Source organism: Rhodococcus sp. NPDC019647, assembly GCF_044389235.1.
In the GTDB taxonomy this organism is placed as follows: domain Bacteria; phylum Actinomycetota; class Actinomycetes; order Mycobacteriales; family Mycobacteriaceae; genus Rhodococcus_F; species Rhodococcus_F oxybenzonivorans.
Window position 1 is genome coordinate 291098 of sequence record NZ_JBIRXS010000006.1, and the last position, 24204, is coordinate 315301.

25 protein-coding genes and 1 pseudogene are annotated in these 24204 nt (G+C 65.2%); 17 read left to right on the forward strand and 9 right to left on the reverse strand.

Annotated features, from left to right (window positions below; genetic code table 11):
• The first annotated feature begins 203 nt into the window (after window positions 1-203).
• From ACH49N_RS15420 to ACH49N_RS15430, 3 genes are all read left to right on the forward strand, one after another.
• The gene (locus ACH49N_RS15420; RefSeq protein ID WP_109333359.1) at window positions 204-1334 is read left to right on the forward strand and encodes a magnesium and cobalt transport protein CorA; all 1131 of its coding nucleotides are present in this window, start codon (window positions 204-206) and stop codon (window positions 1332-1334) included.
• Window positions 1335-1401: 67 nt separating this feature from the next.
• Window positions 1402-1596: a hypothetical protein gene (locus ACH49N_RS15425; RefSeq protein WP_358276761.1), complete on the forward strand. Its 195-nt coding sequence runs from the start codon at window positions 1402-1404 to the stop codon at window positions 1594-1596.
• Window positions 1597-1716: 120 nt separating this feature from the next.
• Entirely contained in the window at window positions 1717-3525 is a 1809-nt protein-coding gene (locus tag ACH49N_RS15430; RefSeq protein ID WP_358276762.1) for a zinc ribbon domain-containing protein, read from the forward strand.
• Between the two features lie 6 nt (window positions 3526-3531).
• On the opposite strand, the gene ACH49N_RS15435 is transcribed toward ACH49N_RS15430, so the two are convergent.
• Window positions 3532-4122: a hypothetical protein gene (locus tag ACH49N_RS15435; protein WP_358276763.1), complete on the reverse strand. Its 591-nt coding sequence runs from the start codon at window positions 4120-4122 to the stop codon at window positions 3532-3534.
• A gap of 169 nt (window positions 4123-4291) precedes the next feature.
• On the opposite strand from ACH49N_RS15435, the gene ACH49N_RS15440 reads away from it, so the two are divergent.
• The 7 genes from ACH49N_RS15440 (at window position 4292) to ACH49N_RS15470 (ending at window position 11357) form a co-directional block, all read left to right on the forward strand.
• A complete protein-coding gene (locus ACH49N_RS15440; protein ID WP_250776538.1) occupies window positions 4292-5335 on the forward strand; it encodes an ATP-dependent DNA ligase in 1044 nt (347 codons plus the stop codon).
• A complete protein-coding gene (locus tag ACH49N_RS15445; protein WP_358276764.1) occupies window positions 5335-6363 on the forward strand; it encodes a DNA polymerase domain-containing protein in 1029 nt (342 codons plus the stop codon). The genes ACH49N_RS15440 and ACH49N_RS15445 overlap by 1 nt, the downstream gene beginning before the upstream one ends.
• A gap of 56 nt (window positions 6364-6419) precedes the next feature.
• Window positions 6420-6935, forward strand: coding sequence for a DUF6764 family protein (locus ACH49N_RS15450; RefSeq protein ID WP_358276765.1), 516 nt, complete (start codon window positions 6420-6422; stop codon window positions 6933-6935).
• Between the two features lie 90 nt (window positions 6936-7025).
• The gene (locus ACH49N_RS15455; RefSeq protein ID WP_358276766.1) at window positions 7026-8231 is read left to right on the forward strand and encodes a serine hydrolase domain-containing protein; all 1206 of its coding nucleotides are present in this window, start codon (window positions 7026-7028) and stop codon (window positions 8229-8231) included.
• A gap of 17 nt (window positions 8232-8248) precedes the next feature.
• Window positions 8249-8470: a dodecin gene (locus tag ACH49N_RS15460; protein ID WP_358276803.1), complete on the forward strand. Its 222-nt coding sequence runs from the start codon at window positions 8249-8251 to the stop codon at window positions 8468-8470.
• Between the two features lie 125 nt (window positions 8471-8595).
• A complete protein-coding gene (locus tag ACH49N_RS15465) occupies window positions 8596-10281 on the forward strand; it encodes an FAD-dependent oxidoreductase (RefSeq protein WP_358276767.1) in 1686 nt (561 codons plus the stop codon).
• Between the two features lie 164 nt (window positions 10282-10445).
• Complete coding sequence (locus ACH49N_RS15470; protein WP_358276768.1) at window positions 10446-11357, forward strand: Ig-like domain-containing protein; 912 nt, start codon at window positions 10446-10448, stop codon at window positions 11355-11357.
• A gap of 88 nt (window positions 11358-11445) precedes the next feature.
• Here the strand turns inward: ACH49N_RS15470 and ACH49N_RS15475 are convergent, their stop codons facing one another.
• Both ACH49N_RS15475 and ACH49N_RS15480 read right to left on the reverse strand, forming a co-directional pair.
• Entirely contained in the window at window positions 11446-13395 is a 1950-nt protein-coding gene (locus ACH49N_RS15475) for a M13 family metallopeptidase (RefSeq protein ID WP_358276769.1), read from the reverse strand.
• Between the two features lie 19 nt (window positions 13396-13414).
• Window positions 13415-14179 carry a pirin family protein gene (locus ACH49N_RS15480; protein ID WP_159924082.1) on the reverse strand — a complete coding sequence of 255 codons (765 nt, stop codon included), beginning with the start codon at window positions 14177-14179 and terminating at the stop codon, window positions 13415-13417.
• Between the two features lie 337 nt (window positions 14180-14516).
• Between ACH49N_RS15480 and ACH49N_RS15485 the strand changes: the two genes are divergently transcribed.
• Window positions 14517-14696 (forward strand): hypothetical protein, encoded by a 180-nt coding sequence (locus tag ACH49N_RS15485; protein ID WP_159924084.1) that lies wholly within the window; start codon window positions 14517-14519, stop codon window positions 14694-14696.
• Between the two features lie 72 nt (window positions 14697-14768).
• Here the strand turns inward: ACH49N_RS15485 and ACH49N_RS15490 are convergent, their stop codons facing one another.
• The gene (locus ACH49N_RS15490) at window positions 14769-15686 is read right to left on the reverse strand and encodes an amidohydrolase family protein (RefSeq protein WP_358276770.1); all 918 of its coding nucleotides are present in this window, start codon (window positions 15684-15686) and stop codon (window positions 14769-14771) included.
• 85 nt (window positions 15687-15771) lie between these two features.
• On the opposite strand from ACH49N_RS15490, the gene ACH49N_RS15495 reads away from it, so the two are divergent.
• Entirely contained in the window at window positions 15772-16611 is an 840-nt protein-coding gene (locus tag ACH49N_RS15495; RefSeq protein ID WP_358276771.1) for a zinc permease, read from the forward strand.
• Window positions 16612-16727: 116 nt separating this feature from the next.
• Here ACH49N_RS15495 and ACH49N_RS15500 read toward each other — a convergent pair whose 3' ends face one another.
• The 3 genes from ACH49N_RS15500 to ACH49N_RS15510 form a co-directional block, all read right to left on the reverse strand.
• Window positions 16728-16883, reverse strand: coding sequence for a DUF6131 family protein (locus tag ACH49N_RS15500; RefSeq protein ID WP_201453406.1), 156 nt, complete (start codon window positions 16881-16883; stop codon window positions 16728-16730).
• Window positions 16884-16917: 34 nt separating this feature from the next.
• Window positions 16918-17124, reverse strand: coding sequence for a hypothetical protein (locus ACH49N_RS15505; protein WP_159924088.1), 207 nt, complete (start codon window positions 17122-17124; stop codon window positions 16918-16920).
• Window positions 17125-17211: 87 nt separating this feature from the next.
• Window positions 17212-17709 carry a hypothetical protein gene (locus ACH49N_RS15510; RefSeq protein ID WP_358276772.1) on the reverse strand — a complete coding sequence of 166 codons (498 nt, stop codon included), beginning with the start codon at window positions 17707-17709 and terminating at the stop codon, window positions 17212-17214.
• A 129-nt stretch (window positions 17710-17838) separates the two neighbouring features.
• Between ACH49N_RS15510 and ACH49N_RS15515 the strand changes: the two genes are divergently transcribed.
• Together ACH49N_RS15515 and ACH49N_RS15520 are read left to right on the forward strand one after the other, a co-directional pair.
• Entirely contained in the window at window positions 17839-18483 is a 645-nt protein-coding gene (locus tag ACH49N_RS15515) for an alpha/beta fold hydrolase (protein WP_358276773.1), read from the forward strand.
• Window positions 18484-18499: 16 nt separating this feature from the next.
• Window positions 18500-19396 carry an alpha/beta hydrolase gene (locus tag ACH49N_RS15520; RefSeq protein WP_358276774.1) on the forward strand — a complete coding sequence of 299 codons (897 nt, stop codon included), beginning with the start codon at window positions 18500-18502 and terminating at the stop codon, window positions 19394-19396.
• Window position 19397: 1 nt separating this feature from the next.
• Here the strand turns inward: ACH49N_RS15520 and ACH49N_RS15525 are convergent, their stop codons facing one another.
• Entirely contained in the window at window positions 19398-19985 is a 588-nt protein-coding gene (locus ACH49N_RS15525; RefSeq protein ID WP_358276775.1) for a phosphoribosylanthranilate isomerase, read from the reverse strand.
• Window positions 19986-20051: 66 nt separating this feature from the next.
• Here ACH49N_RS15525 and ACH49N_RS15530 point away from each other — a divergent pair, with 66 nt between their 5' ends.
• The 3 genes from ACH49N_RS15530 to ACH49N_RS15540 all read left to right on the forward strand — a co-directional run bounded on the left by ACH49N_RS15530 (window position 20052) and on the right by ACH49N_RS15540 (window position 23127).
• Window positions 20052-21353: an alpha/beta hydrolase-fold protein gene (locus ACH49N_RS15530; RefSeq protein ID WP_358276776.1), complete on the forward strand. Its 1302-nt coding sequence runs from the start codon at window positions 20052-20054 to the stop codon at window positions 21351-21353.
• Window positions 21354-21440: 87 nt separating this feature from the next.
• Window positions 21441-22676: an acyl-CoA dehydrogenase family protein gene (locus ACH49N_RS15535; RefSeq protein WP_358276777.1), complete on the forward strand. Its 1236-nt coding sequence runs from the start codon at window positions 21441-21443 to the stop codon at window positions 22674-22676.
• A gap of 73 nt (window positions 22677-22749) precedes the next feature.
• A complete protein-coding gene (locus tag ACH49N_RS15540) occupies window positions 22750-23127 on the forward strand; it encodes a VOC family protein (RefSeq protein WP_159924097.1) in 378 nt (125 codons plus the stop codon).
• Between the two features lie 4 nt (window positions 23128-23131).
• Here ACH49N_RS15540 and ACH49N_RS15545 read toward each other — a convergent pair.
• Window positions 23132-23545: pseudogene (locus tag ACH49N_RS15545) on the reverse strand (alpha/beta fold hydrolase); the annotation flags it as partial.
• Window positions 23546-24204: the final 659 nt, after the last annotated feature.

Below are 24204 nucleotides of genomic sequence, written 5' to 3' on the forward strand. Positions count from 1 at the left end.
ATCGGCCCGACAGGAGTAGTCTGTCCTGCGGTCTGCAGAGTGCAGTCGCCGCTCACGTCTGTGAGCATGTCGAGGAAGTGGAGGTGAGGCGTCCGATGAGAAGCCAACCTCCCAGTATTTACTGAAACCGTTTCACCTCGCCGGGGAACGGTTTCACAGTCGTGTGTCCACAAGCACGCATCCTTCCTCGAAAGACCAGTGCCATGCCACAATTGCGTCCCATTCGTTCGCTGCTCCCGAGCCGTTCCGCCGGTCTGTCCGACGCCGAGACCGGTCACGTCACCCCGCGTCGCGCACCCGAACCGACGCCGGCCGAAGAAACTGTGGTCAACAGCGCCGTCTACCGCGACGGAAAGAAGATCGCCACACCGGCCACGCTGTCGGAAGCGCTGGGCAGCTTGCCGGACGCATCGTCGATGGCCTGGATCGGCATGTACCGGCCCAACGACGCCCAGTTGTACGCTGCAGCAGCGCAATTCGACCTCCACGAGCTGGCCGTCGAGGACGCGATCGTCGCGCACCAGCGTCCCAAACTCGAACGCTACGGCGAAACGTTGTTCGTGGTGCTGCGGGCCGCACGGTACTGCGACGAAACCGAGCGCGTCGAATTCGGCGAGCTGCACATCTTCTGTGGGCCGACGTTCGTGCTCACCGTGCGCCACAGTGAGTCACCCGACCTGTCGGCGGTGCGCAGGAGGATGGAAGGGAATCCGGACCTGCTGAAGCTGGGACCCGAGGCGGTCCTGTACGCGATCCTCGACGCGGTGGTCGACGGCTACGCCCCGGTGGTGTCGGGACTGCAGAACGACATCGACGAGATCGAAACCGAAGTGTTCAGCGGCGAACCCGGTGTGTCGCGGCGCATCTACGAACTCACGCGCGAGGTCATCGAATTCCAGAGGGCCACAAGGCCGCTGCTCGGAATGCTGCGCGGGCTGTCGGCGGGATTCGAGAAATACAACACCGACGAGGAACTGCAGCGGTATCTCCGCGACGTCACCGATCACGCGACGGTCGTCGTGGAGCGGGCGGACGGGTTCCGTCAGTTGCTCGGCAACATCCTCACCGTCAACGCAACTCTGGTGTCGCAGGAACAGAACGAGGAGATGCGAAACCTCACCCAGGCGAGCTACGCGCAGAACGAGGAAATCAAGAAGGTATCGGCCTGGGCGGCAATCCTGTTCGCCCCCACCCTCATCGGGACGGTGTATGGCATGAACTTCGACCACATGCCGGAACTGCACTGGGTGGGCGGGTACCCGTTCGCCCTGTCGTTGATGATGCTCACGTGCGCGGGCCTGTACACCATCTTCAAACGGCGTGGCTGGTTGTGAGCGAGGTCGGCTGCGGGTGAATCCCGCCGGGGCCGTGTACCGGGTGTACAAGGATCGCGGTTCTGGTGTGAGGGAAACGCGGGCCGGTGTGGACCGGATGCTCGACGACGCCGCCCAAGGCTACTTCACGGTGGTGCGGGTGGTGTGGCGGGATCGGCTGGCCCGGTTCGGAGTCGCCTGGATCCAGCGCTTCTTGTCGGTGGTCGGGGTTACGGTCGAGGTGTTGCGGAAGCATGGCGACACAACGCTGGTGGGGAGCTGATGGATGACTTCAATGCGTTGCTCGCCTCGTTTTCGGGCCGGTTCTACCGGCTGCGGTCGAAACAGAATCAACGCCGACTTCTCGGGCGATGCGGCAGCGAGGTTGGAGGAGGGATAGCCGATGACTGTTGCCGGATTCACTGTGCCGCGTCAGTTTTCGTTCACCACCCGCCCGTACGCGGCGGTCGACGACGCTACCGGCGCCCCGCTCGGGCTCGATACCATCGACCTTCGTGTTCGGTGGCTGCTCGACCTGATCGGCGCCGCGCAATCGGAGTTGGTGTCGAGGTTGTGGCAACCGGCCACCTTCGATGCCCTTACCGCCGGACGTGATGGTCAAGGCCGGAAGCTCCCGGTGCAGGGGCATGTCGCTGCGGCGCGTCTGGGGTGGAACCCGTCCTACCCCACCGGGGTGTACGTGCCGTCGCGGGTGAGCCGGGTGATCACCGCCCAGGCGGTCGGCACGCTACGCACCTTGGCGTACCGGGATACCGCCATCGGGGCGCTGTCGGCCAGGTTCGACCCCGTCGCCGGCCGACTGGCGCCGCCCACCACGGCCGGTGAGTATGTGCCGTCGGGTTTCGCGCGCGGCGTGGCACGGCAACTCGCAGCGCGCGCCCGCCGCACCGACGGCGCGGCCACCGAACGCCTACGCATCACCGACGTGCAGACACCGCCGCAGACCTGTGTGATGGCCAGGCTTTCCGCTGCCGATCGACAACTCTCGCAGATCACCGTCGCAGACGGTGTGATGGTGTTGACGCTGAAACTGCCCACCACCGCCGCCCCGACAGGTCGGGCGCAGTGGCAGCGGGTCCGCCTGATCGCCGCTATTCCACCACACCTGCACACCAGAGCAATCACGGAGTGGCATCTGCCGACTCTCGTCCTCGACCACCGAGGTGTGCTGCTGCGCTGCGCTGCCACCGAATCTGTTCGGGCGCCCGATCTGACGTCGGGATCGACGGCGGTGGGAGTGGATTGGTCACCGGCCACCCTCGGTGCCGCCGCGATCGTCACCGAACGCCCCGACGGATTGGTCTCGGACTACCGGGGCTTCACCTACGACGACCGGGGCCTGGGGATCAGGCTGGCCCGGCTGCAAGCGGAAGGTCAACACCTGCACCGTAAAGCCGCACGTTTGACGCGGCTCGCCGCGACCGCACCACCCGAGGTGCGCGTCAACCTGGAACAGAAGATCGCGGTCCTCGACGCCCACCGCACCGCGGTCGGTGTCAAACGGGGCAAGATCAACCGGGAACTCGCCTTCCACTTCGGCCGGGAAGTGACCGACTACGCCGCCGCGGCCGGTGCGGCGGTGATCGCGGTCGAAGACCTCAGCACCCTCGAAACCCGAGGGCACGGCCGGGTGAACAACAACCGGGCCGCGCAGTCCGCGCGCCGCCAGGCCGTCGACGCTCTCGCACACACCGCCGCGGGGGTCGGCGTGATGGTGGTGTCCGTACCGGCACGCGGCACGTCGGCGTTGTGCCCGGGCTGCAACGACACACTCTCCCGCCCGGGCGGCTATCACCGGGCATGGTGCCCACGGTGCAAGGTCGGCGGCAATCGTGACCACGTGGCGGGGGTGAACCTCGCCAAACGTGCACTACTGGGGCGCAGCAAAGTTGTTCACAAGCGCGGGAAGAACCCGGAGATTCGGAACATCGAGCATGCGCCGGTCCGGCAGTGCCGCGACAAGACCAGTCCCACCCCGAGCAGGCCGCGTCATCGCCGGGTCCGCCGAAGTGTTCCCACCGCGACACCCCCGGTGGGGGTGAATCAGAAAAAGAGTGTTCCTGCACCTCGAGCGTCGGTGTGGGACACGGTCAAACCCGCACCAGCAGCGCACGGTGTTACGGGTAGCCGTGAAGTACTTACATCTCCGGCATCGGCCGCGTCAGTGGCAGAAAGTATGAGAGGTACGTAGACGCTGTCAGAGCTCGTCAACGCAGACGACGAACTTGCGCTCGGGGTATTCGTAGCCGTTGGAGGACGTGGTGCACGAATCCACGGACGTGGCGCCCTGCACGATTTCGGTCACCTTCACCCCGTCGACGGCGGTGGGGTCGGTGCACTCGATGCGCTTGGGATCCTCACCACCGACGTCCATGCATCCGCCGATGACCCAGTCGACGTCGAGGCAGATCGCGCCCTGCTCGACTCCGCCGAGGGTCTCGTAGTAGTACGAGTCGGCGTCGCTGATGCACTGGCTGTTCTGCTCCGCCTTGGCGATCACCTTGTAGTTCGATTCGGGGCTGCCGCACGCCGCCTTGTCGATCTCGGCGTCGGTGATCGTGCCGCCGAGCTTGACGCACTCGCCGATCGCTACTTCGAAGTCGACGTCTCCGCCGGCGTTCTCACCTTCCTGTCCGTCGATCACGGTCGTCGACTCAGTGGTGGTGGCCGAAGCCCCCGACTCCGGCACTGCCGTGGGAGTGACCTCCGAACCGCACCCCGTGACGAGAACCGCCGTCGCCGACAGTGCGACGACCGCGGTGCACACCCGCCGAACCAGACCTGCCATCTCAACCCCACCTCGTTCTGGATGGCAGTGCCCCCCGAATCCCGGGATGGCGGTGCCACCTACTTTCCCGGATGACCGCTTGCCATCCCGGCTCCACGCGCATGCCGTGTCGCGCATTATTTGATTACATCGGTCACCGATTTACCAATCGTAATGACACTATGGACGGGTGGATCTCCCCGTGATGCCTCCTCTGCAACCGATGCTCGCGAAGTCCGCGTCGTCCGTTCCGACGCAACCGGAGTCGGGTCTCGTGTGGTCGTACGAGCCGAAGTGGGACGGCTTTCGGGCCCTCGTTTTCCGGGACGGTGACGAGGTGGTGCTCGGCTCCCGTGGCGGAAAAGACCTGGCCAGGTACTTCCCCGAGATGGTCCGGGCCGCCGTCGCGGAGCTCCCGGAGCGCTGTGTGGTGGACGGTGAGCTCGTGGTGCCCCGCACTGTCGACGGCCACACCCGGCTCGACTGGGAATCCTTGTCGGAGCGCATTCATCCGGCGGAGAGCCGGGTGACACTGTTGTCGGAGCAGACCCCGGCTCAGTTCGTCGCCTTCGACCTGCTGGTCCTGGGCGACCGGGATCTCAGTCGTGAGGACTTCTCGATTCGCAGACAGGAGCTGGTCGGCGCCGTCGGTGGCGGTCCCAGTTGCCATGTCACCGCGGCCACGGAGTCGAGCGAGCTGGCAACCGAGTGGTTCCAGACGTTCGAGGGTGCCGGCCTCGACGGAGTAGTGGCGAAAAAGCTCGCCGGGCCGTACCTGCCGAACAAGCGGGAAATGGTGAAGGTGAAGCACGCCCGCACCGCCGACTGCGTCGTCATCGGCTACCGGCCCCACAAGAGCCAGCCCGGAATCGGGTCGATGCTCCTGGGGCTCTACGACGGTGACCAGCTGTCGATGGTGGGCGGAGCGTCGGCGTTCACCTCGGCGAGGCGAATCGAACTGCTCGCCGAGTTGGAAGAGCTGCGGGTCGGTGACGACGTCGTCGCCGAGGGTGAGCCCACCCGCTGGCGGTCGGGCAACGACCGCACATGGGTGCCACTACGACCCGAACGGGTGGTGGAGGTGGCGTATGACCAGATGGAAGGCGCACGCTTCCGGCACGCCGCGCGGTTCCTGCGCTGGCGACCGGACCGGACGCCCGACGAGTGCACATTCGAACAACTGGAGGTTCCGGTGCGATACGACCTTGCCGACGTGCTGGCCGGAGGTTCGTGATGGCGAGCCCGGCCGTCGAACTCGACGTGGACGGCGTCGCCGTTCGCCTGTCGAACCCCGACAAGATCTACTACCCGAAACTCGGTGCGGACGGCGGCACCAAACGGCACCTCGTGGAGTACTACCGCTCCGTCGCTGTGCAGGGTGCGCTGTTGGATGCGCTGCGGGACCGGCCGACGCATCTGCAGCGGTTCCCCGACGGAGTCGAAGGCGAGGAGATCTATCAGAAGCGGGTGCCGGCCAAGCGTCCGGAACACGTCGGTTCCTGCGAGGTCACTTTCCCGTCGGGGCGAAAGGCGGATGTACTCCGTGTCGGCAGCGCACCCGACATCGTGTGGGCTGCGAACCTCGGCAACATCACCTTCCATCCGTGGGCGGTCCGCTGCCCCGACGTCGACCATCCCGACGAGCTGCGAATCGACCTGGACCCGCAGCCCGGCACCGGCTTCGACGATGCCCGTGCGGTGGCTCTCGACGTCGTGCAGCCCCTGCTGGACGAGCTCGGCCTGGTCGGCTTCCCGAAGACGTCCGGTGGTCGTGGCCTGCACATCTATCTGAGCATCGCGCAGCGGTGGGACTTCGTGGAGGTGCGCCGGGCGGGCATCGCCCTCGCGCGGGAGATCGAGCGGCGCAGCGGTGACCGGGCCACCACGTCGTGGTGGAAGGAGGAACGCGGCGAACGGATCTTCCTCGACTTCAACCAGAATGCGCGCGACAAGACCATCGCCTCCGCATACTCCGCCCGCAAGACTCCTATCGCGACGGTATCGACGCCGGTGACCTGGGCGGAACTCGTCGACGTCGACCCCGACGACTTCACCATCGCCACCGTGCCCGCCCTGCTCGGCAAGCGTGGAGACCCCATGGCGACCATCCGTGACGTGGAGCAGTCGCTCGACGTCCTACTCGACATGGCAGACCGGGACGCCGCGAACGGCCTGGGCGATCTCCCGTACCCGCCCAACTATCCCAAGATGCCGGGCGAACCGAAGCGAGTGCAACCGAGTCGGGACCGAGACCGAAAGTAGCCGACGCTGACGTACGCTCAGGCGGGCGACTTGCGTCCGAACATGGGGAGGTCTTCATGGAGCGTTCGACAGCCGGTGCTGCCGGACTCGTTCTCGGTGTCGTTGCGACGGCACTCGGAACTCTGATGACGACGCCGGCCACCGCGTCGGCAGGATCGTTGTCCTGCGTGTCGCCTCCGGGCCGCGACACCACCTCGATCATCGACCGCACCGCGTGCGGCGCAAAATCCGACCCGAGCAGCAACTCTGCAGCGCTCGGCAACGATGGTGTCGGTTTCGCCGACGCCGCCGAGGCGGGGGCGGCACTCGGCGCCGGCGTTGGCGGGGGTGTCGGGGCCGCCGAAGCTCGCGGCGGCGGCGTTGCCGCGATCGCGATCGGACCGAAAAGCGTCGCCATCGGGACGGTCGCCGGATCAGGCCCCGCGCTGGTGTTGAGTGGCCCCGGGGGTCAGGCCCTCGTCGCCGACCCGGGCCGAGGTGTCGTGTGCTCCGGCGGGCCTGCGCTTGCCATCAATTTCCTTGCAGGTCAAGCATGTTTCACCGATGGGGTAACGGTCTGGCGGGTTTCCTGATCACACCCCCGGTCGGCGTCGTATGGTGACGGCAGTCACAATGGGCTGACGCATCTGCCGCATGAAGCGGCAGTAGATCGGAGGTGGTCGATGACGACCAGCGTTCGAAGTCACAGGCCCGCGGCCGCGCCCCGGACCGAGCTGCATGTCGACCCTCGGTTCCTTCCCCTCGCCGACCGCTTCTTCGCGATGTACCGGCAACCTCAGCAGGGTGGCGGCGCCCTCACCGCGTATTTCCGCGGCGAGAAGGTGCTGGATATCTGGGCGGGTTGGGCCGATCGTGATCGCCGCTGGGACCGCGACACCGTCGCCTTGTCGTTCTCGACGGGCAAAGGGGTGGCCAGCACCGTCGTACACAGGCTCGCCGAGCGCGGTCTGCTCGATTACGACGCGAGGGTGGCCGACTACTGGCCCGAGTTCGGTGCGGCAGGCAAGGACGCCATCACGGTCCGCGACCTGCTGACACATCGCGCCGGTTTGCATCGAGTGCGAGGTCTGATGCGCAGCCCACTCGATTTACTCGACTACGACGCGGTCGTGCAGGCTCTCGCGTCGACCCCGGCCGACCCACGCAGACTCCGCGGTCCCGGATATCACGCCGTCACCTACGGGTGGTTGGTGGCCGAACTCGTCGCACGGGTGACGGCGAAACCGTTCGTCCAGGTGGTGGAGGAGGAGATCGCCGGTCCCCTCGGAATCGACGACTTCTGGTACCTGGTCCCGGAGCAGCACCGGCCACGGATCGCAAAGCTGTTTCCGCACATCAACCCCGCCGGATTGAACTGGGAGCTCACGTCCACCGTCCTCGCGCGCGTCGGCCCTACGCGCGGGCTCGCCGAGGCGGCCATGCCCACCGGATTCGACGTGCTGGTGCGCAACCCGGCCGTGCACGGCGCAGTGATGCCCGGATGGAACGGTGTGTTCAGTGCCCGCGCCCTCGCCCGCATGTACGGCGCGATCGCGAACGGCGGTGTGCTCGACGGACGCCGTTTCCTGCGCCGATCCACTATCGAGCAGATGTCGACCGTGCAGACTCGGGACCGCGATTACGTGCTCGGTATCCGGCCCCAGTGGTCGCTCGGCTATCACCGCCCGATCCTGGCGTCCCGAGAGCAACCACGGAACGCGATCGGGCACTACGGCGTCGGCGGGTCCGGGGCCTATGCGGACCTCGACAGCGGGTTGTCGCTCGGCTTCGTCACCAACCGGCTCGGCAGTTCGTTCACCGCTCTCGGTGATCTGCGTCTGGCGCGGCTCGGGGTCGAAGCGCAAGCGCTCGTACGTAACGACAAGTAACCACGAAAGGAATCATGATGAGTGATCACGTGTACCGGGTCGTCGAGGTCGTAGGTTCGTCGCCAGACAGCATCGACGGAGCTATCAAAAACGCCATCGGGCGCGCGCAGGAGACCGTACGCAACCTCGAATGGTTCGAGGTGGTCTCGACACGGGGTCACATCGAGGATGGTGCGGTGGCGCACTTCCAGGTGACACTCAAGGTCGGATTCCGGCTGGAGCCGGGCGGAGCGGTCTGACGGGAGGGGGCGGACGCTGTCCCGGCGAACGTCCCCTTCGTCACATCCTCGCGCAAAAGTGGAACACGTTATAGTCTGGGCTTCCAGTCGAAGTCGGACTGCGTGTACTCAGGTAGGGGAGAGCCGTGACTTATGTGATTACGCAGCCTTGCTGCAACGACGCCTCGTGCGTCGATGTCTGTCCGGTCAACTGCATCCATCCCACACCGGACGAGAAACCGTTCGCGACCACGGAAATGCTGTACATCGACCCCGACACCTGCATCGACTGCGGTGCCTGCGTCGAGGAATGCCCGGTCGAGGCGATCTATGCGGAGAACGACCTCGAAGAAGTCGACGCCCCCTACCTCGACATCAATGCGCAGTACTACACCAAACACCCCATCGGTCCCGACTGGCCGGATCCGGTGAAGCTGCCGTCGATCGACGCCGCGCTCGGCACGCTGCACGTCGCGATCGTCGGGTCCGGTCCCGCGGCCTGTTACGCCGCGATGGAACTGACCGCCAAACCACGCATGGAGGTCGACATGTTCGAGCGCCTGCCCACCCCGTACGGGTTGGTGCGCGCCGGTGTCGCCCCCGATCATCCGGGCACGAAGGGTGTCACCGATCAGTTCCGTTCGGCAGTGGGCAAACGGAATGTGCATTGCCACTTCAACGTGGCAGTCGGCGAGGACGTCACCCACGAGGAACTGCTGCGGCACCACCACGCCGTGATCTACGCCGTAGGCGCTGCGGGTGACCGCAGGCTCGACATACCCGGCGAGGATCTGCCGGGAAGCCATGCGGCCACCGAGTTCGTCGCCTGGTACAACGGCCATCCCGACTACGCCGACCGCACCTTCGACCTCTCCGGTGAGCGCGCCGTCATCGTCGGCAACGGCAACGTGGCGCTCGACGTGGCCCGGATCCTGGTCACCGATCCCGATGTCCTGGCGACCACGGATCTGGCCGACCATGCGCTCGAAGCGCTGCGGTCGAGCAACATCCGGGAGGTCGTGATCCTCGGGCGCAGGGGTCCTGCCCAGGCGGCATACACCAACCCCGAACTCCTTGCCCTGGGCCGGATGCCCAACGTGGACGTCGTCGTCGACCCCGAGGGAGCCGTGCTCGATTCAGCCAGCCGTGCACTCGTCGACGCGGACGATGCGGAGCCGTCGCTGCAGTTGAAGGTGAAGCAGGTGGAGGAGTTCGCGCAGCGGGCCGCCGACCCCGCACACAAGCGCATCGTGCTTCGCTTCCTCACCTCACCGGTCGACATCCTCGGTGACGGGCACGTCGAATCCGTGCGGATCGCCCGCAACGAGATGGTCGCGGACGCCTCCGGGGTTCTCGGTGCCAAACCGTCGGATGTCATCGAGACGCTCGACACCGGGCTGATCCTGCGATCGATCGGCTATCGGGGCCGTCCGGTGGCGGGGCTCCCGTTCGACGACCGGCGCGGGGTCATCCCCAACGAGAACGGGCGGGTGATCGACCCGGAGTCGGGCACGCCGATCCCCGGTGTGTACGTGGCGGGGTGGATCAAGCGGGGCCCGACAGGCGTGATCGGCACGAACAAGTACTGCTCGGCCGAGACCGTACACATGGTGATCGATGACTTCTCGGCGGGCCGGCTCGACGCGCCCGAAGACCGTGAGGCCCTCGATCGGTTGATTGCCGAACGGGCGCCCAATGCGATCGACTACCAAGGTTGGCAGCGTATCGACAAAACCGAGCGCGCCGGAGGCCGGGCCGCGGGCCGGGCCCGCACCAAGCTTGTGACGATCGACAGCATGCTGGCCGCAGCCCGTGCCGACACCTCGCCGTGAGCACTTCTTAACAGTCCAGTGATAACAAGTACTCACAGGGCGCAGAGCGGCAACGATTGCGGGTAAATTGCTCGGCGCCGGATGATGTGTGTTAATGGCAGTGCGCGATTGTTAGGTCCGTCGGGGACGCGCGTCAATACACGTCGTCGAACGAGAGTGGTCATATGGGCAAGACAGGAATCTGTACTTCGCGGAATCAGCGCTGGTCATCGCGCGTCGCCGTCGCAGTGGCCGGAGTGGTGGTTTCCGGAACGGCGCTGGTAGGACCCGCTCAGGCCGTCCCGCTGTTCCCCGGTGGACCGGAGATTCCCACCCTTCCCGGTCTGCCCAGCGCACCGCAGCTTCCGCTACCCGAACCGGCGCCCGCGCCGGCCAACTTCTCGGCACCGTCCCTCAACCCCGGTGAGGGTGAGGTCGTGGGTGTCGCGCAGCCGGTGATCATCCGGTTCAACGAGGAGATCGGTGACCGCGCCGCCGCCGAGCGTGCCATCAGGGTCACCACCAGCCAGCCCGTCGAGGGTGGCTTCTACTGGATCAACGACAGCCAGGTGCGCTGGAAGCCCACCGACTTCTGGCCGGCCAACACGCAGGTCACCGTGGATGCCGGAGACGCGCATTCCACGTTCACCATCGGCGACGCCTTGGTGGCGACCGCCGACGACAACACCAAGCAGATCACGATCACCCGCAACGGTGAGGTGGTCAAGACCATGCCGACCTCGATGGGTAAGCCGGGTCACGAGACCCCCAACGGCACCTACATCATCGGCGAGAAGTTCCGCGACATGTACATGGATTCGTCCACGTACGGGGTGCCGGTCGACTCCGAAGAGGGGTACCGCACCTACGTCGAGTACGCCACGCGCATGTCGTACAGCGGCATCTTCGTCCACGCTGCGCCGTGGTCGTTGGACGCGCAGGGCAACACCAATGTCAGCCACGGGTGCCTCAACGTGAGCACCGAGGACGCCAAGTGGTTCTACGAAAACTCCAAGAAGGGCGACGCCGTGGTTGTGCAGAACACCGCCGGTGGCGTGCTCAGCGGCTCCGACGGTCTGGGTGACTGGAACCGCTGAATCTGATCCCAAACACCCTGCCGTAGCCCGCACAGTTCGCTGTGCGGGCTACGGCCTTTCTACGGGGGCGTCGGTGGGGGACCGGTCGCTACCAGATCTTGACGCGCTGCTCCGGGTCGAGATAGAGGGCGTCGCCGGGCTGGACGTCGAACGCGTCGTGGAAGGTGTCGAGGTTGCGCACCACTCCGTTGCACCGGAACTCCGGCGGCGAGTGCGGATCAACTGCGAGACGCCGGAGAGCTTCGGCATCGCGTGCCTTGGTTCGCCACACCTGCGCCCAACCGAAGAACACGCGCTGTAGACCGGTGAGCCCGTCGAGTACCGGAGGCTCCGTTCCCTCCGTCGCGATCTTGTAGGCGGCGATCGCGATGGAGAGGCCACCGAGGTCGCCGATGTTCTCGCCGATCGTGAACTCCCCATTGACCGCATGGCCGGGCAGTGCCTTCGGCTCGAACTGGTTGTACTGCTCGATCAGAGCCTTGGTGCGTTTTCCGAACTCACTGCGATCATCGTCGGTCCACCAGTCGACCATGTTCCCGTCGCCGTCGTACTTGGCGCCCTGGTCGTCGAATCCGTGACCGATCTCGTGGCCGATGACCGCACCGATTCCGCCGTAATTAGCGGCATCGTCGGCGGCGGCGTCGAAGAACGGCGGTTGCAGGATCGCGGCCGGAAACACGATCTCGTTCATTCCCGGGTTGTAGTAGGCGTTCACCGTCTGCGGGGTCATGAACCATTCGTCGCGGTCGACGGGGCCACCCACTTTGCCCAGGTCGCGGTCGTACTCGGCCGCGTACCCGCGCCGATAGTTGCCCACCAGGTCGTCGCGGGAGATGGTGACCGACGAGTAGTCGCGCCACTTGTCCGGGTAGCCGATCTTCGGCGTGAACTTCTCGAGCTTGCGCAGCGCGGCCTCACGAGTCGCGGGGCTCATCCACTCGAGGTCGGCGATGTTGCGGCGGTACGCCTCCTGCAGGTTGGCGACGAGTTCCTGCATACGGGCCTTGGCGTCGGCGGGGAAGTGGCGCTCGACGTACAACTTTCCGACGGCCTCACCGAGGAGGTCCTGAACCAGGGACACCCCACGCTTCCAGCGCTCACGGTTCTCCTCGGTTCCGGTCAGCGTCTTACCGTAGAACGCGAAATTTTCGTCGACGAGTGCCTGCGTCAGGTACGCCGCCCGTGAACGGATGACGTTCCACGTGGCCCACGCCTTCCATGTCTCCAGATCCTCGGACGTCCACAGCCCAGTGAGTGTGGTGAGGAAGTCGGGCTGGCGGACCACGATCTCGGCGAACTGATCACGGGTGCCACCCAGCCCGTCGATCCACGCGGCCCAGTCCAGGCCTTCCGGCAGCTGGTCGAGGGTTACCAGGTTGTAGCTCAATTCGGCATCGCGCCGTTTCACGACGTCCCAGTGTCCGGCCGCGATCTTGGTCTCGAGGTCGAACACGCGCTGGGCGTTGTACCCGACACCGGCGAGCTCGAACATTTTGCCGATGTGCGCCACGTACGCGGCCCGGATCTCCGCGTGCTCGTCCTGGCGGTAGTAGGACTCGTCGGGCAGTCCGAGGCCGGATTGGCTGAAGTGCACCAGATAGCGTTCGGAGTTCTTGGCGTCCGTGTCGACGTAGTGGCCGACCGCACCGCCCACGCCCGTCCGCTGCAGGCGGCCGATCACTCCGGCCAGCGCCGAGAGATCGCCGGCCTCGGCGACGGCTGCGAGTTCGTCGGCGATCGGCGTCAGGCCTGCGGCTTCCACGACGTCGGAGTCCATGAAACTGCCGTACAGGTCGCCGATTCGCTGAGCGTCGGTCCCTGCCGGAGCGCCCGAACCGGCAGCCTCCTCGATGATGTTCTGGACGTCGACTTCGGCCTTGTCGTACAGCGTGCGGAACGCGCCGTCGATGGCGCGATCCGCGGGTATCTCGTAACTGTCGATCCAGCCGCCGTTGACGTGGAGGAAGAGGTCGTCCTGGGCACGGATGCCGCTGCCGAGGTGGTTGAGGTCGATGCCTGAGCGTTGAGCCGTGGTCATGGCTCCATACTTACACCGTTTACCCGCCGATGCGGGCGTGCATTTCCCAGACCAGCACCTCTGCGCCGGAATGCGAGGAGATCTCCTGACCACCGGATGCGCTGGTACGGACGGCATCGCCCTCGTACAGGGTGCCGACACCTTCCATGTCGGCGGTGCCCTGAGTAATGAAGACGTGCAGGAACGGTGCCTCGGGCAACCTGATCGGTGCGCCGGGAAACACGCGGGCGACGTGTAGTGCGGCGTGCTTGTTGTTGATACGGATGGCCGAATGGTCGCGGTATTCGGGCATTCCGGACGCCACCGGTACCAGTCCACCCTTCAAGATCTCGTCCTCGATCTCGAGCTGTTCGTAACTCGGTGTCAGTCCTGCCTCGTCGGGCACCACCCACATCTGTACGAAATGAACGGGTTCGTGGTGTTCTTCGCCGGCCAGCCGCCAGCTGTCGTTCTTCTCCGAGTGCATGATTCCTGTGCCCGCACTCATGCGTTGAGCGAGACCGGGATAGATGATGCCCGAATGGCCGATCGAATCCTGATGCACGAGTGAGCCACGCAACACCCAGGTGACAATCTCCATGTCCTTGTGGGGATGTGTCTCGAATCCCTGTCCCGGAAGCACAGTGTCGTCGTTGTTCACGAGCAGGAGTCCGTGATGGGTGTTGTCCGGGTCGTAGTGCTGACCGAAGGAGAACGAATGCTTCGAATCCAACCAGGAAATCCTGGTTTTCAGCCGATCTCCGGCGCGGTGCACGTAGACATGGGGGGTGGTGACTGCCGGCATCTCGATCCTCCTTCGGGTGGTACCCGGTCCAGAGTACGAGGTGCTCGCCGTCCGTATGCACAAGACGGTGTCGATTGCGTATCGAAGTCCGTGCCGTGTCGAAGTGGACAAGCCATCACAATGGCGAAATAGTCGAGCGCAGTGGCACATTCGCAGTGCTGTCGAGCGTATGCCGCTGGTCCGCAACGCGTTTCATTGTCGGTATTTCGCGACCAGGACGGGCGTCCAGTACCGTGTCGCATATCCCGACGCCGGACGTCGATCGGCGTACAGTTCGAAATGTGTGGACCCGAGTCGGACCGATACCGAACTCCCGCACCCACCCGGAAGGAGCGTGATGAAGGCGAACCAAGATCGACATGGTCAGCACCTCCCCGAGCATCAGCGGATTGCCGACCTCGTCGACGACATGGAAGACCGTCTGACCGCCGAGCGTGAGGCCAAAGGAGTCGAGGGCAACGCGTCCGATCGTGAAGAGGTCGAGCCGGTAGAGCCCGAGGATCAGGCTCCCGAGTAGCGCCTCCGGCACCCGTGAGTACTTCTTAACATTCCGCGGTTAGGAAGTACTCACAGGCGCGGTAGCGCACTGTCAGGGGAACCACAGTGCCTGCGCGTTGTCCTCGGCGACGCACCTCGCGGCGGGGTCGGGGAGAGCCTCGAGCAGGGCGTGGATCTGGCGGGCGCGGGTGTCGACGGTATCCGCCCTTGCGACGGTGTCGGTGCCGACCACGAAGCGATCGGGGTGGCGGGCGAGAAGTGCGACCCAGTCCGGGTCGGAATCGGTGCCGTCGGTGATGTGGTCGAGCAGCACCCAGGACAGTTCGATGGTCAGACGGGCATGACGTTCTATCAGTTGACGCACCAGGTCCAGCTGGTTGGAGGGGCGGGTGCGGCGGAAGACACCGGCATGGCACCAGACCACCGAGGTGGTCGGATGCCGGTCGAGCGCGTTCTCGAGTTTGCCGACGTATTCGTGCCGGTCCGGCAGGCCCGGTGACGCCGAGTCGTGGTGCAGCGAGATCGGGACCTTCCGCTGGGCGCAGAAATCGAGAACCGCGTCCATGGCCTCGTGATCGGGTGCGGGAACGTCGCCGAGTGTCAAATTGGTGAGATCGTCGTGGCGGAACATCACCTCACCGATCCCGGCCCACCGGTCCGAGCGGCTCCAGACGAATTCCAGGTGGTCGATCGCGAGCTTGTCGGTGGGATCGAAGCCGCAGATCAGGGGCGCCACCTCGAGTTGCCCCTCCGCCTCGAGGTCGGGAAGGAGGTCGAGGACGGTCGCATCGGTCAGCGAATGGTAGTGGCACGGTGCATTGTCGTCGAGGTAGTAGTCGGGCCGAACGGGCTCGGCGACCGACCATTTCTTCTTCACCGGAAGACCGAAGACTACGGCACGCCGGGCTCCGTTGCGGACGAGCGCGTCACGCAGCTCGGCGGTGTCGGCGGGAGCTTGCAGAAAGTCGACGAGATGGACATGGGTGTCGATCCACGAACGAGAAGACATGGTGCGATCTTCTACCATCCGGCCGGTGCCGTCGCATTTTCTTCGCTGAACCACATGATCTCGTCGGTGCTGCGCAAACTTGTGTGTGCGGGGTACTCGGTGTATCCATGAAGGTCATCGGGCCTTCTCCGCACGTGGAGGCATCATCATCGTCGAGTCGCTGATCTTCGGGGTGATCGCGTCGAGCGCTCTGGTTATCGGAGCGCTGGTCGGCGGCCGATTCACCATTCCCAAACGCACGCTCGCCGGCATGCTGGCGTTTGCCTCGGGCGCCCTGATTACGGCGTTGACTTTCGAACTCTTCGAGGAGTCGTATGAGAAGGGCGGTATCTGGCGGGCGGTGCTCGGACTGGCTGTGGGGGCCGTAGTCTTCACCGTTCTCAGCGAGCGGCTCGACCGTCTCGCGGAGGGCACACATCGACAACGTCAGGGGAGTGAGAAACTCGACCTCGACGCAGCCGCGTCGGACACTGCCCCCTCGACGGCTTCTGTGAGCGGGATGGCCGGATTCGCCCTCCTCGCCGCGGTGACGCTCGACGGCGTGCCGGAAAACATTGCGCTCGGCGTGTCTCTCGGTGAGGGTACCGGGGGCGTAACCCTTCTCGTCGCGATCTTCGTCTCCAACTTTCCCGAGGCCTTGGTCGGCAGTGCGTCGATGCGTGCACAGGGCAGGACGCAGGCCTTCGTTGTCGGCACCTGGGTGGTGTGCGCCGTTCTACTCACCGCGGCCGTCGTCATCGGCGCGGGGCCGCTGGCCACGAGTTCACCCGAGACCATTTCTCTGCCACTTGCATTCGCCGCCGGTGCCGTACTGGCCTCGCTCGCCGACACCCTCATGCCCGAGGCATACGAAAAGGGCGGCCCGACAGTCGCGTTGAGCACTGCGGCCGGATTCGTCCTCTCGTACGTCCTCGCCACCGTCTGAAGCCCGGACAGCTGAAATCCGGACAGCCGGACCAGTTGCCATCCCCGTGCATCTCCGACCGCCGTCGGGATCGACGGCGGTCGGAGAGGGTCAGTTACCGGAGGACGGTCGAGCCGTCAATACCAGTATTTTCGCCCGCCGACGGCGCGCCCTGTCGTACCGAGCACCATCAGGACGAGACCGATGACCAGGAGGATGATCCCGATTGTCGTGAGGATCGAAATCTTCGCGACGAGACCGATGATCAGCAGAATGATTCCGAGGATGATCACGGTATTGCCTCATTTCCTTTTCGACGGACCGAGACTACTGACTCGGCTGTGGCACTTCACAATTCACCTTCGGGTTCACGCCTGCGTAGTTGAGTGGGCCCGCGATGACAGTGACGGCGATGGTGCCCGCGCTCGCGCAGTCGGCGTTGGCTTCTTTGAAGTAGCCGCGCTGCCAGACGGCGATAGCCCCGATGATCAACCACACCACGACGATGATCGTGACGAGTCGTCCGATGCGCATTTCCGACCTCCCATGGTGAGTGCCGGCTCGAGCCGGTGCACAGTGTCACACTTTGCTTCTGTGGGGCGAGGCAGGCCGCGCCGACTGTTACGTCGGTGTTGTATCGGTCGGCTTTGAATGGGCACCGGGCGTGTCGTTCGATCGGGTTTCATTCGATCGGACGTCATTGGTCCGGGTGTCGTTCGACCGGGTGCCGGTCGTGTTCGTGTTCGTGTTCGCGTCCGCATTCGTGGACTTGGTAGTGGGATCGAGCTTGTCGGCCCGCTTCCACTCCTTGTCCAGCTCTTCCCGGGACGTGCTGGCAGTGCGCTGGTGCGTCGCCGCCTCGTGCTGAAGTCGCGACGCCTCCGCGGCTTTGGCCTCGGCATCTGCCTGGGCCCGCCGTGCCTCGGCGGCAGTCTGATCGGCAACCGCTTCGCGCTGCCCGACGATGGAAGCCTGTTCCTGGGCTTTCGCGCGGATGTCCTGGGCCTCGTGGAGCCGTGCTTGCTTGCGCTTGCGCGTTGCGGCAACGGCCAGCGCGATCAGGGCAAGGACGACGATGATCGCGACGACGATCCAAATGACGGTCGTGGTGGTATCCATGTGCTACTCCCAGCAGTCGTAGGGTAAAGATACCCACTCGACCCCCTCGGCAAACAGATCGAAAGCCAATCGAAACCAACCTGTGGGCGGGCGCGGTGGCGAGGGAACGGAACCGGCTACCGTGATCGAATGAGTGAACTGCTGCAGAAGCAGGGGGTGCGGGGGCAGTTGCATCGCCCGGAGGATGATCCGGTGGCTGGGTTGGTGCTGACGCACGGGGCGGGAAGTAACTGCGACACAAAGCTGTTACGAGCGATGGCCGAGGGTTTCGTGGAACGAGGCGTGCTGGTCCTGCTCTTCGACCTGCCCTTTCGGCAGCGCCGTGCGTCGGGCCCGCCGCATCCGTCGAGGGCGGCGGAGGATCGCGAGGGCGTCGCGGAGGCTGTCGCCGTCATGCGTGACTTCGGGCCCGGGCCGGTGTGGGCCGGCGGGCATTCGTACGGCGGTCGTCAAGCGTCCATGCTGGCCGCGGAGAATCCCGCCGGGATCGATGCCCTGCTGTTGCTGTCGTATCCGCTGCATCCACCGGCGAAACCCGAGAAGCGTCGCACAGACCATTTTCCGGACCTGCGGACGCCGACAGTGATCGTGCATGGTTCGAAGGATCCGTTCGCGACCACCGAAGAAATGGAATCGGCACTCGAACTGATTCCGGCGACGACGGTCCTCGTCGAGTTCGACGGTGCGCGCCACGACCTGGCTCCGGACAAATTTCCCGTGGTCGACCGTGCTGTCACCGCGATGTTCGACCTTCGTCAGCGTCGGGAGAAGTGATCGGTATGTTCGATTGATGAGCAACGTGCAGAGTGACGCGCCCCCCTGGTTCGCCTCGGCCCTGGCCTGCCCGGTGGAGGTCGGCCAGGTAGATGTGGCCGGCGCACAGATCCGGTACCGCGCGTGGGGGCCGACGGGATCCCCCGGAATCGTGTTGGTGCACGGTGGAGCGGCACACAGCAGGTGGTGGGATCACGTCGCACCCATGCTGGCCACCGGACGACGGGTGGTCGCTCTCGATCTCTCCGGACACGGAGACAGTGACTCTCGCGAGCACTACGGGCTCGAGCAGTGGGCCGAAGAGGCCCTGGCCGTCGCGAAACCCGCTGGTATCTCCGGTCCACCGGCCTTCGTCGGACACAGCATGGGCGGAATGGTGTCGTATGTGGCCGCGCAGTTGTTCGGCGAGGATCTGGCCGGGGTCCAACTGATCGATTCACCCATTCGGGCCCAGACACCCGAGGAGGAAGCGGCGCGGCAGCAGCGGGCGTTCGGGCCCAAGAAGGTGTATCCGAGCAAGGCCGATGCGCTCGCGCATTTCCGGTTCGTGCCGCCGCAGGAGTCGGCGGTTCCGGCCGTCCGCGACCACGTCGCCGAGACCTCGATGCGGGAAGTGGAGGGCGGCTGGTCGTGGAAGTTCGACCCCGCATTCTTCGCCCGCAGCGGCAGCGATCGGCTCGTCGCGGCAGAACCCCGCTGCCGCATCGCGTTCTTTCGTGCCGAGAACGGGATCGTCGACGAAGAGATGATGAAGACTATAAGGGCGCGATTCGGCCCGACCGCGCTGGTGACGGACATCCCCGACGCGGGGCATCACGTGATGATCGACCAGCCGTTGGCGCTTGTGGTGGGTATCCGCACGGTAGTTGCCTCCTGGGACGCCGAAGATTCCGTGACAGGGATGCCCGACTGAGTCACGCCCCTGATCGAACCGCGGAAACGAACTGCTCGATCAGCGCCGCGTCCTTGACGCCGCGGGAAGATTCCACACCGCTCGACACGTCGACACCCCACGCGCCGGTGGCGTCGATCGCGGTCCGGACGTTGCCGGGATTCAGACCGCCGGCGAGGATCCACTCACCATCGGGTCGAGCCTGCCCCGCCCAGTCCCACGGCACTCCCGCGCCGGCTGTCGCCCCGTCGACGAGGAGGCGGTCGGCCCCGAAATCGCCGGACGAATCCCCGGCAACCACCGCACGGATCACCGTGAGCCCTGCCTCTCGCAATCGGGTGACGTCCTCGGCGGACCTCACATCGTGCACCTGGACGGCGCCGAGCCCGGCTGCGGCCGCGACCTCGATCACGTCCGGCACAGAACTTCCCTTGAAGACCCCCACCGCCACGGTGGGACCGGTGACGGAGCGGATCAGCGACGCCGCATCCTCCACCGCAATTCGGCGCACGCTCTCGGCAAAGACGAAGCCCACGGCGTCGACACCGAGTCGCACGGCCAGATCGACCGAGGCTTGGTCACGCAGACCGCAGACCTTGATGAATGTCACCACACGATTTTAACGGTCGCTTCGAGTAGCCGACGCAGTGCGGGTTCGCGCTCTAGGCTTCGTGACGTGGAATGGCTCAGCGACCTCAGCGTGATTTCAGGGCCTCTGCCCTGGATCCTCACCGGCCTGGGCGCACTCGGTGGCGTGTGGTTGCTGGCCGCCCGCGCCCCGTGGTTTCGCAGGAAAGCCCTGCCGCTCTGTCTCGCCGTGGCCGCAGTGGTCACCCTTGCCGTCTACATCACCGTCGAGAAGGTCCTCCGACCCTTTCCCGACCCGATCGAAATTTCCATCTATGTGTGGATCGGGGTGGGTCTGGCTGCAATTTTGCTGCTGTTTCCGAGGATTCGGGCCGGACGTACGGCGGCATCCGCGGCGGTGTCGGTACTGGCGGTGATCGCCGTCGTGCTCGCGTCGGCGACGCAGATCAATCTGGTGTTCGACGCGTATCCCACGGTGGGCACCGCTTTCGGAGACGAACCGTTCGATCGCGTGGATCTTCACGATCTGGGGGGTGTCACCGAGAAGGTTGTCACCGGGACGCCACTCGACGCGTCGTGGACTCCTCCGCCGGGAATGGGCGATCAGGGTCGCGTCCTCACCGCGCACATCCCCGCCACGCAATCGAATTTCACCGCCCGCGACGCCGAAATCTACCTGCCCCCTGCATATTTCACGAACCCTCGACCTCTCCTGCCCGTGCTGATACTTCTCGCCGGCCAGCCCGGCGCTCCGGAGGACTGGCTCGCGGGAGGCAAGCTGACCTCTACGATGGATGCCTTCGCGGCCGAGCACGAAGGTCTCGCTCCCGTCGTCGTGGTTGCGGACGCTACCGGCTCACAGATCGCGAACCCGTTGTGCGTCGACTCGCCCCTGGGCAACGTGGCCACCTATCTGGCCAAAGATGTTCCGGCCTGGGTGACCTCGAACCTTCAGGTCAACCGGGACCCTCGAGCCTGGGCGATAGGTGGCCTCTCCTACGGCGGCACCTGTTCGCTGCAGATGGCAACCAGCTATCCCGAGGTGTACCCCACGTTCCTCGACATCTCCGGGCAGGAGGAGCCCACACTCGGTGATCGTCAGCGGACGCTCGACGCAGCGTTCGGCGGAAGCGAGTCTGCATTCGAGAAAGTCAATCCGCTCGATCTGATGGCGACGAAGAAGTACCCGGACTCGGCCGGGGTCTTCGTCGTCGGCAGCGACGACGCGGACTACCGGCCCGGCGCGCAGAAGGTTTTCCAGGCCGCGAAGGATGCGGGCATGGATGTGCAGTACCTCGAGGTCCCCGGGGGTCACAGCTTCGCCGTGTGGTCTGCCGGACTGGAGAAGGAAACGCCCTGGCTGGCGCAACGGTTGGGGCTCATCCGGTAGCGGGCGCGTTCTCGTTCCCAATAACGAGAACCTGTTCTATATTTGCGGGGAAGTGTCCTCGTCTTTTCAGCGACTGGAGTCCCCGGCATGTATCAGTGGTCCGACACCGATCTGATGTTCCGCGACGCGATCCGCGGCTTCATCGACAAGGAGATTCGACCCCACGTCGACAAGCTCGAGACCGGGGAGTTGCCTCCGTTCGACATCATCCGCAAGCTCTTCGCCACCTTCGGTATCGACGAGATGGCGCGGGACGCCCTCGAGAAGTCGCTGGCCCGCGAACGCGGCGACGACCCCGGATCCGCGGAGAAGGGTGAGAAATCGGCCGGTCTCGGTGCAGGCAGCATGGGCGTCATCATGAATGCCGAGTTGGCGGGCGTGAGTCTCGGGCTCGTCGCCTCCCTCGGCGTGAGCCTCGGCCTGTCGGCGGGCACCATCCGCAGTCGAGGCACTCTGGCGCAGAAGGAGCGTTGGCTTCCCGCCCTGGTCACCTTCGAGAAAGTGGGCGCCTGGGCCATCACCGAACCCGATTCCGGCTCTGACGCCTTCGGTGGCATGAAGTCCTATGTCCGGCGCGACGGAGACGACTACATCCTCAACGGGCAGAAGACGTTCATCACCAACGGGCCCTATGCCGACGTCATGATCGTGTACGCGAAGCTCGACGACGGCGATGCGTCGATCGACCGCCGCGACCGCAAGGTGCTCACGTTCGTCCTCGACGCGGGCATGGAGGGACTCACCCAGGGGGCGCCGTTCAAGAAAATGGGGATGAACTCCTCGCCCACCGGTGAGTTGTTCTTCGACAACGTGCGCGTCGGCCGCGATCGGCTGCTCGGCGAGACCGAAGAGGGCGGCGCATCGGACGGGAAGTCCAGTGCGAAGGAGAGCTTCGCCGCCGAACGTATCGGTATCGCCTCGTTGTCGCTCGGGATCATCAACGAATGTCACCGTCTGTGTGTCGACTACGCCAAGTCCCGCAAGTTGTGGGGCAAGGAGATCGCACAGTTCCAGCTGGTGCAGCTCAAGTTGGCCGAGATGGAGATTGCCCGGATGAACGTGCAGAACATGGTCTTCAATGCCATCGAACGGGCGGAGGCGGGGGACCCGGTGACGCTGGCAGAGGCGTCGGCGATGAAGTTGTACTCCTCGCGCGCGGCTACCGACGTGGCGATGGAGGCGGTGCAGTTGTTCGGTGGTAACGGCTACATGGCCGAGTACCGGGTCGAGCAGCTGGCGCGCGACGCGAAGTCGCTGATGATCTACGCCGGGAGTAACGAGATTCAGGTGACGCACATCGCGAAGGGTCTGCTCGGCGTCTGAGGTCGTCGACACCTCGGGAACAAATATCGTACGGCGTACGTTAGAGGGGTGTCGTCAAGGAAAGGACACCACTGTGAAGGTCACGGCAAGCGCACTGTCACTGAACGTCGCCGACCCGACTGCATCGGCCGATTTCGCCAAGACCCATCTCGGTTTCGTCGAGGACATGGCAGCCGACGGATTCGTGTCGCTGAAGCGTGAAGACGTCGGCTTCAGCCTGGTCTTCCTGCGGACAGGACTCGAAACGTTCAAGCCCGCGCACATCGCGGGTGCGGCCGGGCAGGGACTGCTCATCGCGCTGGTCGTCGACGGCATCGACACCGAGTACGAGCGGCTGCAGGCCGAGGGTGTCCCGATCGTCACGCCCATCGAAACGGAACCCTGGGGTGAGCGCTACTTCCAGATGAGCGACCCGAACGGAGTGATCATCCAGTTGGTGGAGTGGGTGTAGCCTCTCACGCCGAAGCCAGGAACGGCTCGACGGCCGCGAGCACTTCGGTGCTCGCGGCCACCGCGCTCGAGTGGTCGAAGCCAGGAAGAATCACCGACGACGCCCCTGGAATGAGAGACGCCGCCCGCCGCGTGTCACCCAGGCGTTCGGCATCCTTGGATCCGACGAACAGCAGCGTCGGGACGGTTATCCGACGTAGCACCTCGTCGTCTACACCCGGTTCGTCGCCCGAACGCCGCATGTACGCCGCCAATGCCTTCGCGTCGTTGGCTTTGAATGCCGCACGCGTGCCTGCGTCGATCGGCCAGGAGCGCCGGGCATTCCATCGTTCGAGAAACGCATCCATCCCCTCCTGCTCAAGCACGTCGATGCAGCCGGGGAAGAACAAGCGATCGAAAGCGCCGGCCTGCGGGAGGCTCTCATCTGTTGCCAAGGTATCTAAAACTCGCTATCAGTTTCTGGCACTGTCTGTCATCTCTGATTGGCGTCTCCGGAACTCGTGGGCTGCCGGTCGTTGGGGTGAGCAAGGACGCCGACGGAGGGTCGGTTGCCTTCTCGGCGCGCGGGTCCCCACTCTGTAGCCGCGCGGACCGGGGTGCCGATCTGTGCAGGACTGTATCCTGTTGTGCGGGAGCGACTCCCGAGAGGACGAAGGTGCTATTGGGGTGTCGGGTTCGGCAGGGTGGGAGGCGTCGCCAGCCGATCAGCAAGATGTTGCGGAAGAGCAATATTGGTGCGATGTATCGGATCTGCAAGGATCGCGGTTCGTGTCTCGAGGGAGCAGCGGGCGGGGCGCGGCCGGATGCTCGACGACGCGGCCCGGGGGCCCGAAACCTGGTGTGGTGTGGTGTGGCGGGATCGATTGGCTCGGTTCACAGGTGCGCGGATCGAGCGGTTCTTGTCGGAGGTCGGCGTTACAGTCGAGGCCCTACGAGAGGTGGCGTGGCAGAGGGCGGGGAAAGGGGGGTGACCGATGGGCTTTTCGGGGATGGTAGCTCTTCTCGGAAGACCGATCGGCCCGGGTTTGTTCGGGTTGTGCCTGGCGCCGGGTCGGCCGGCATGATCGGGCCGGAATCG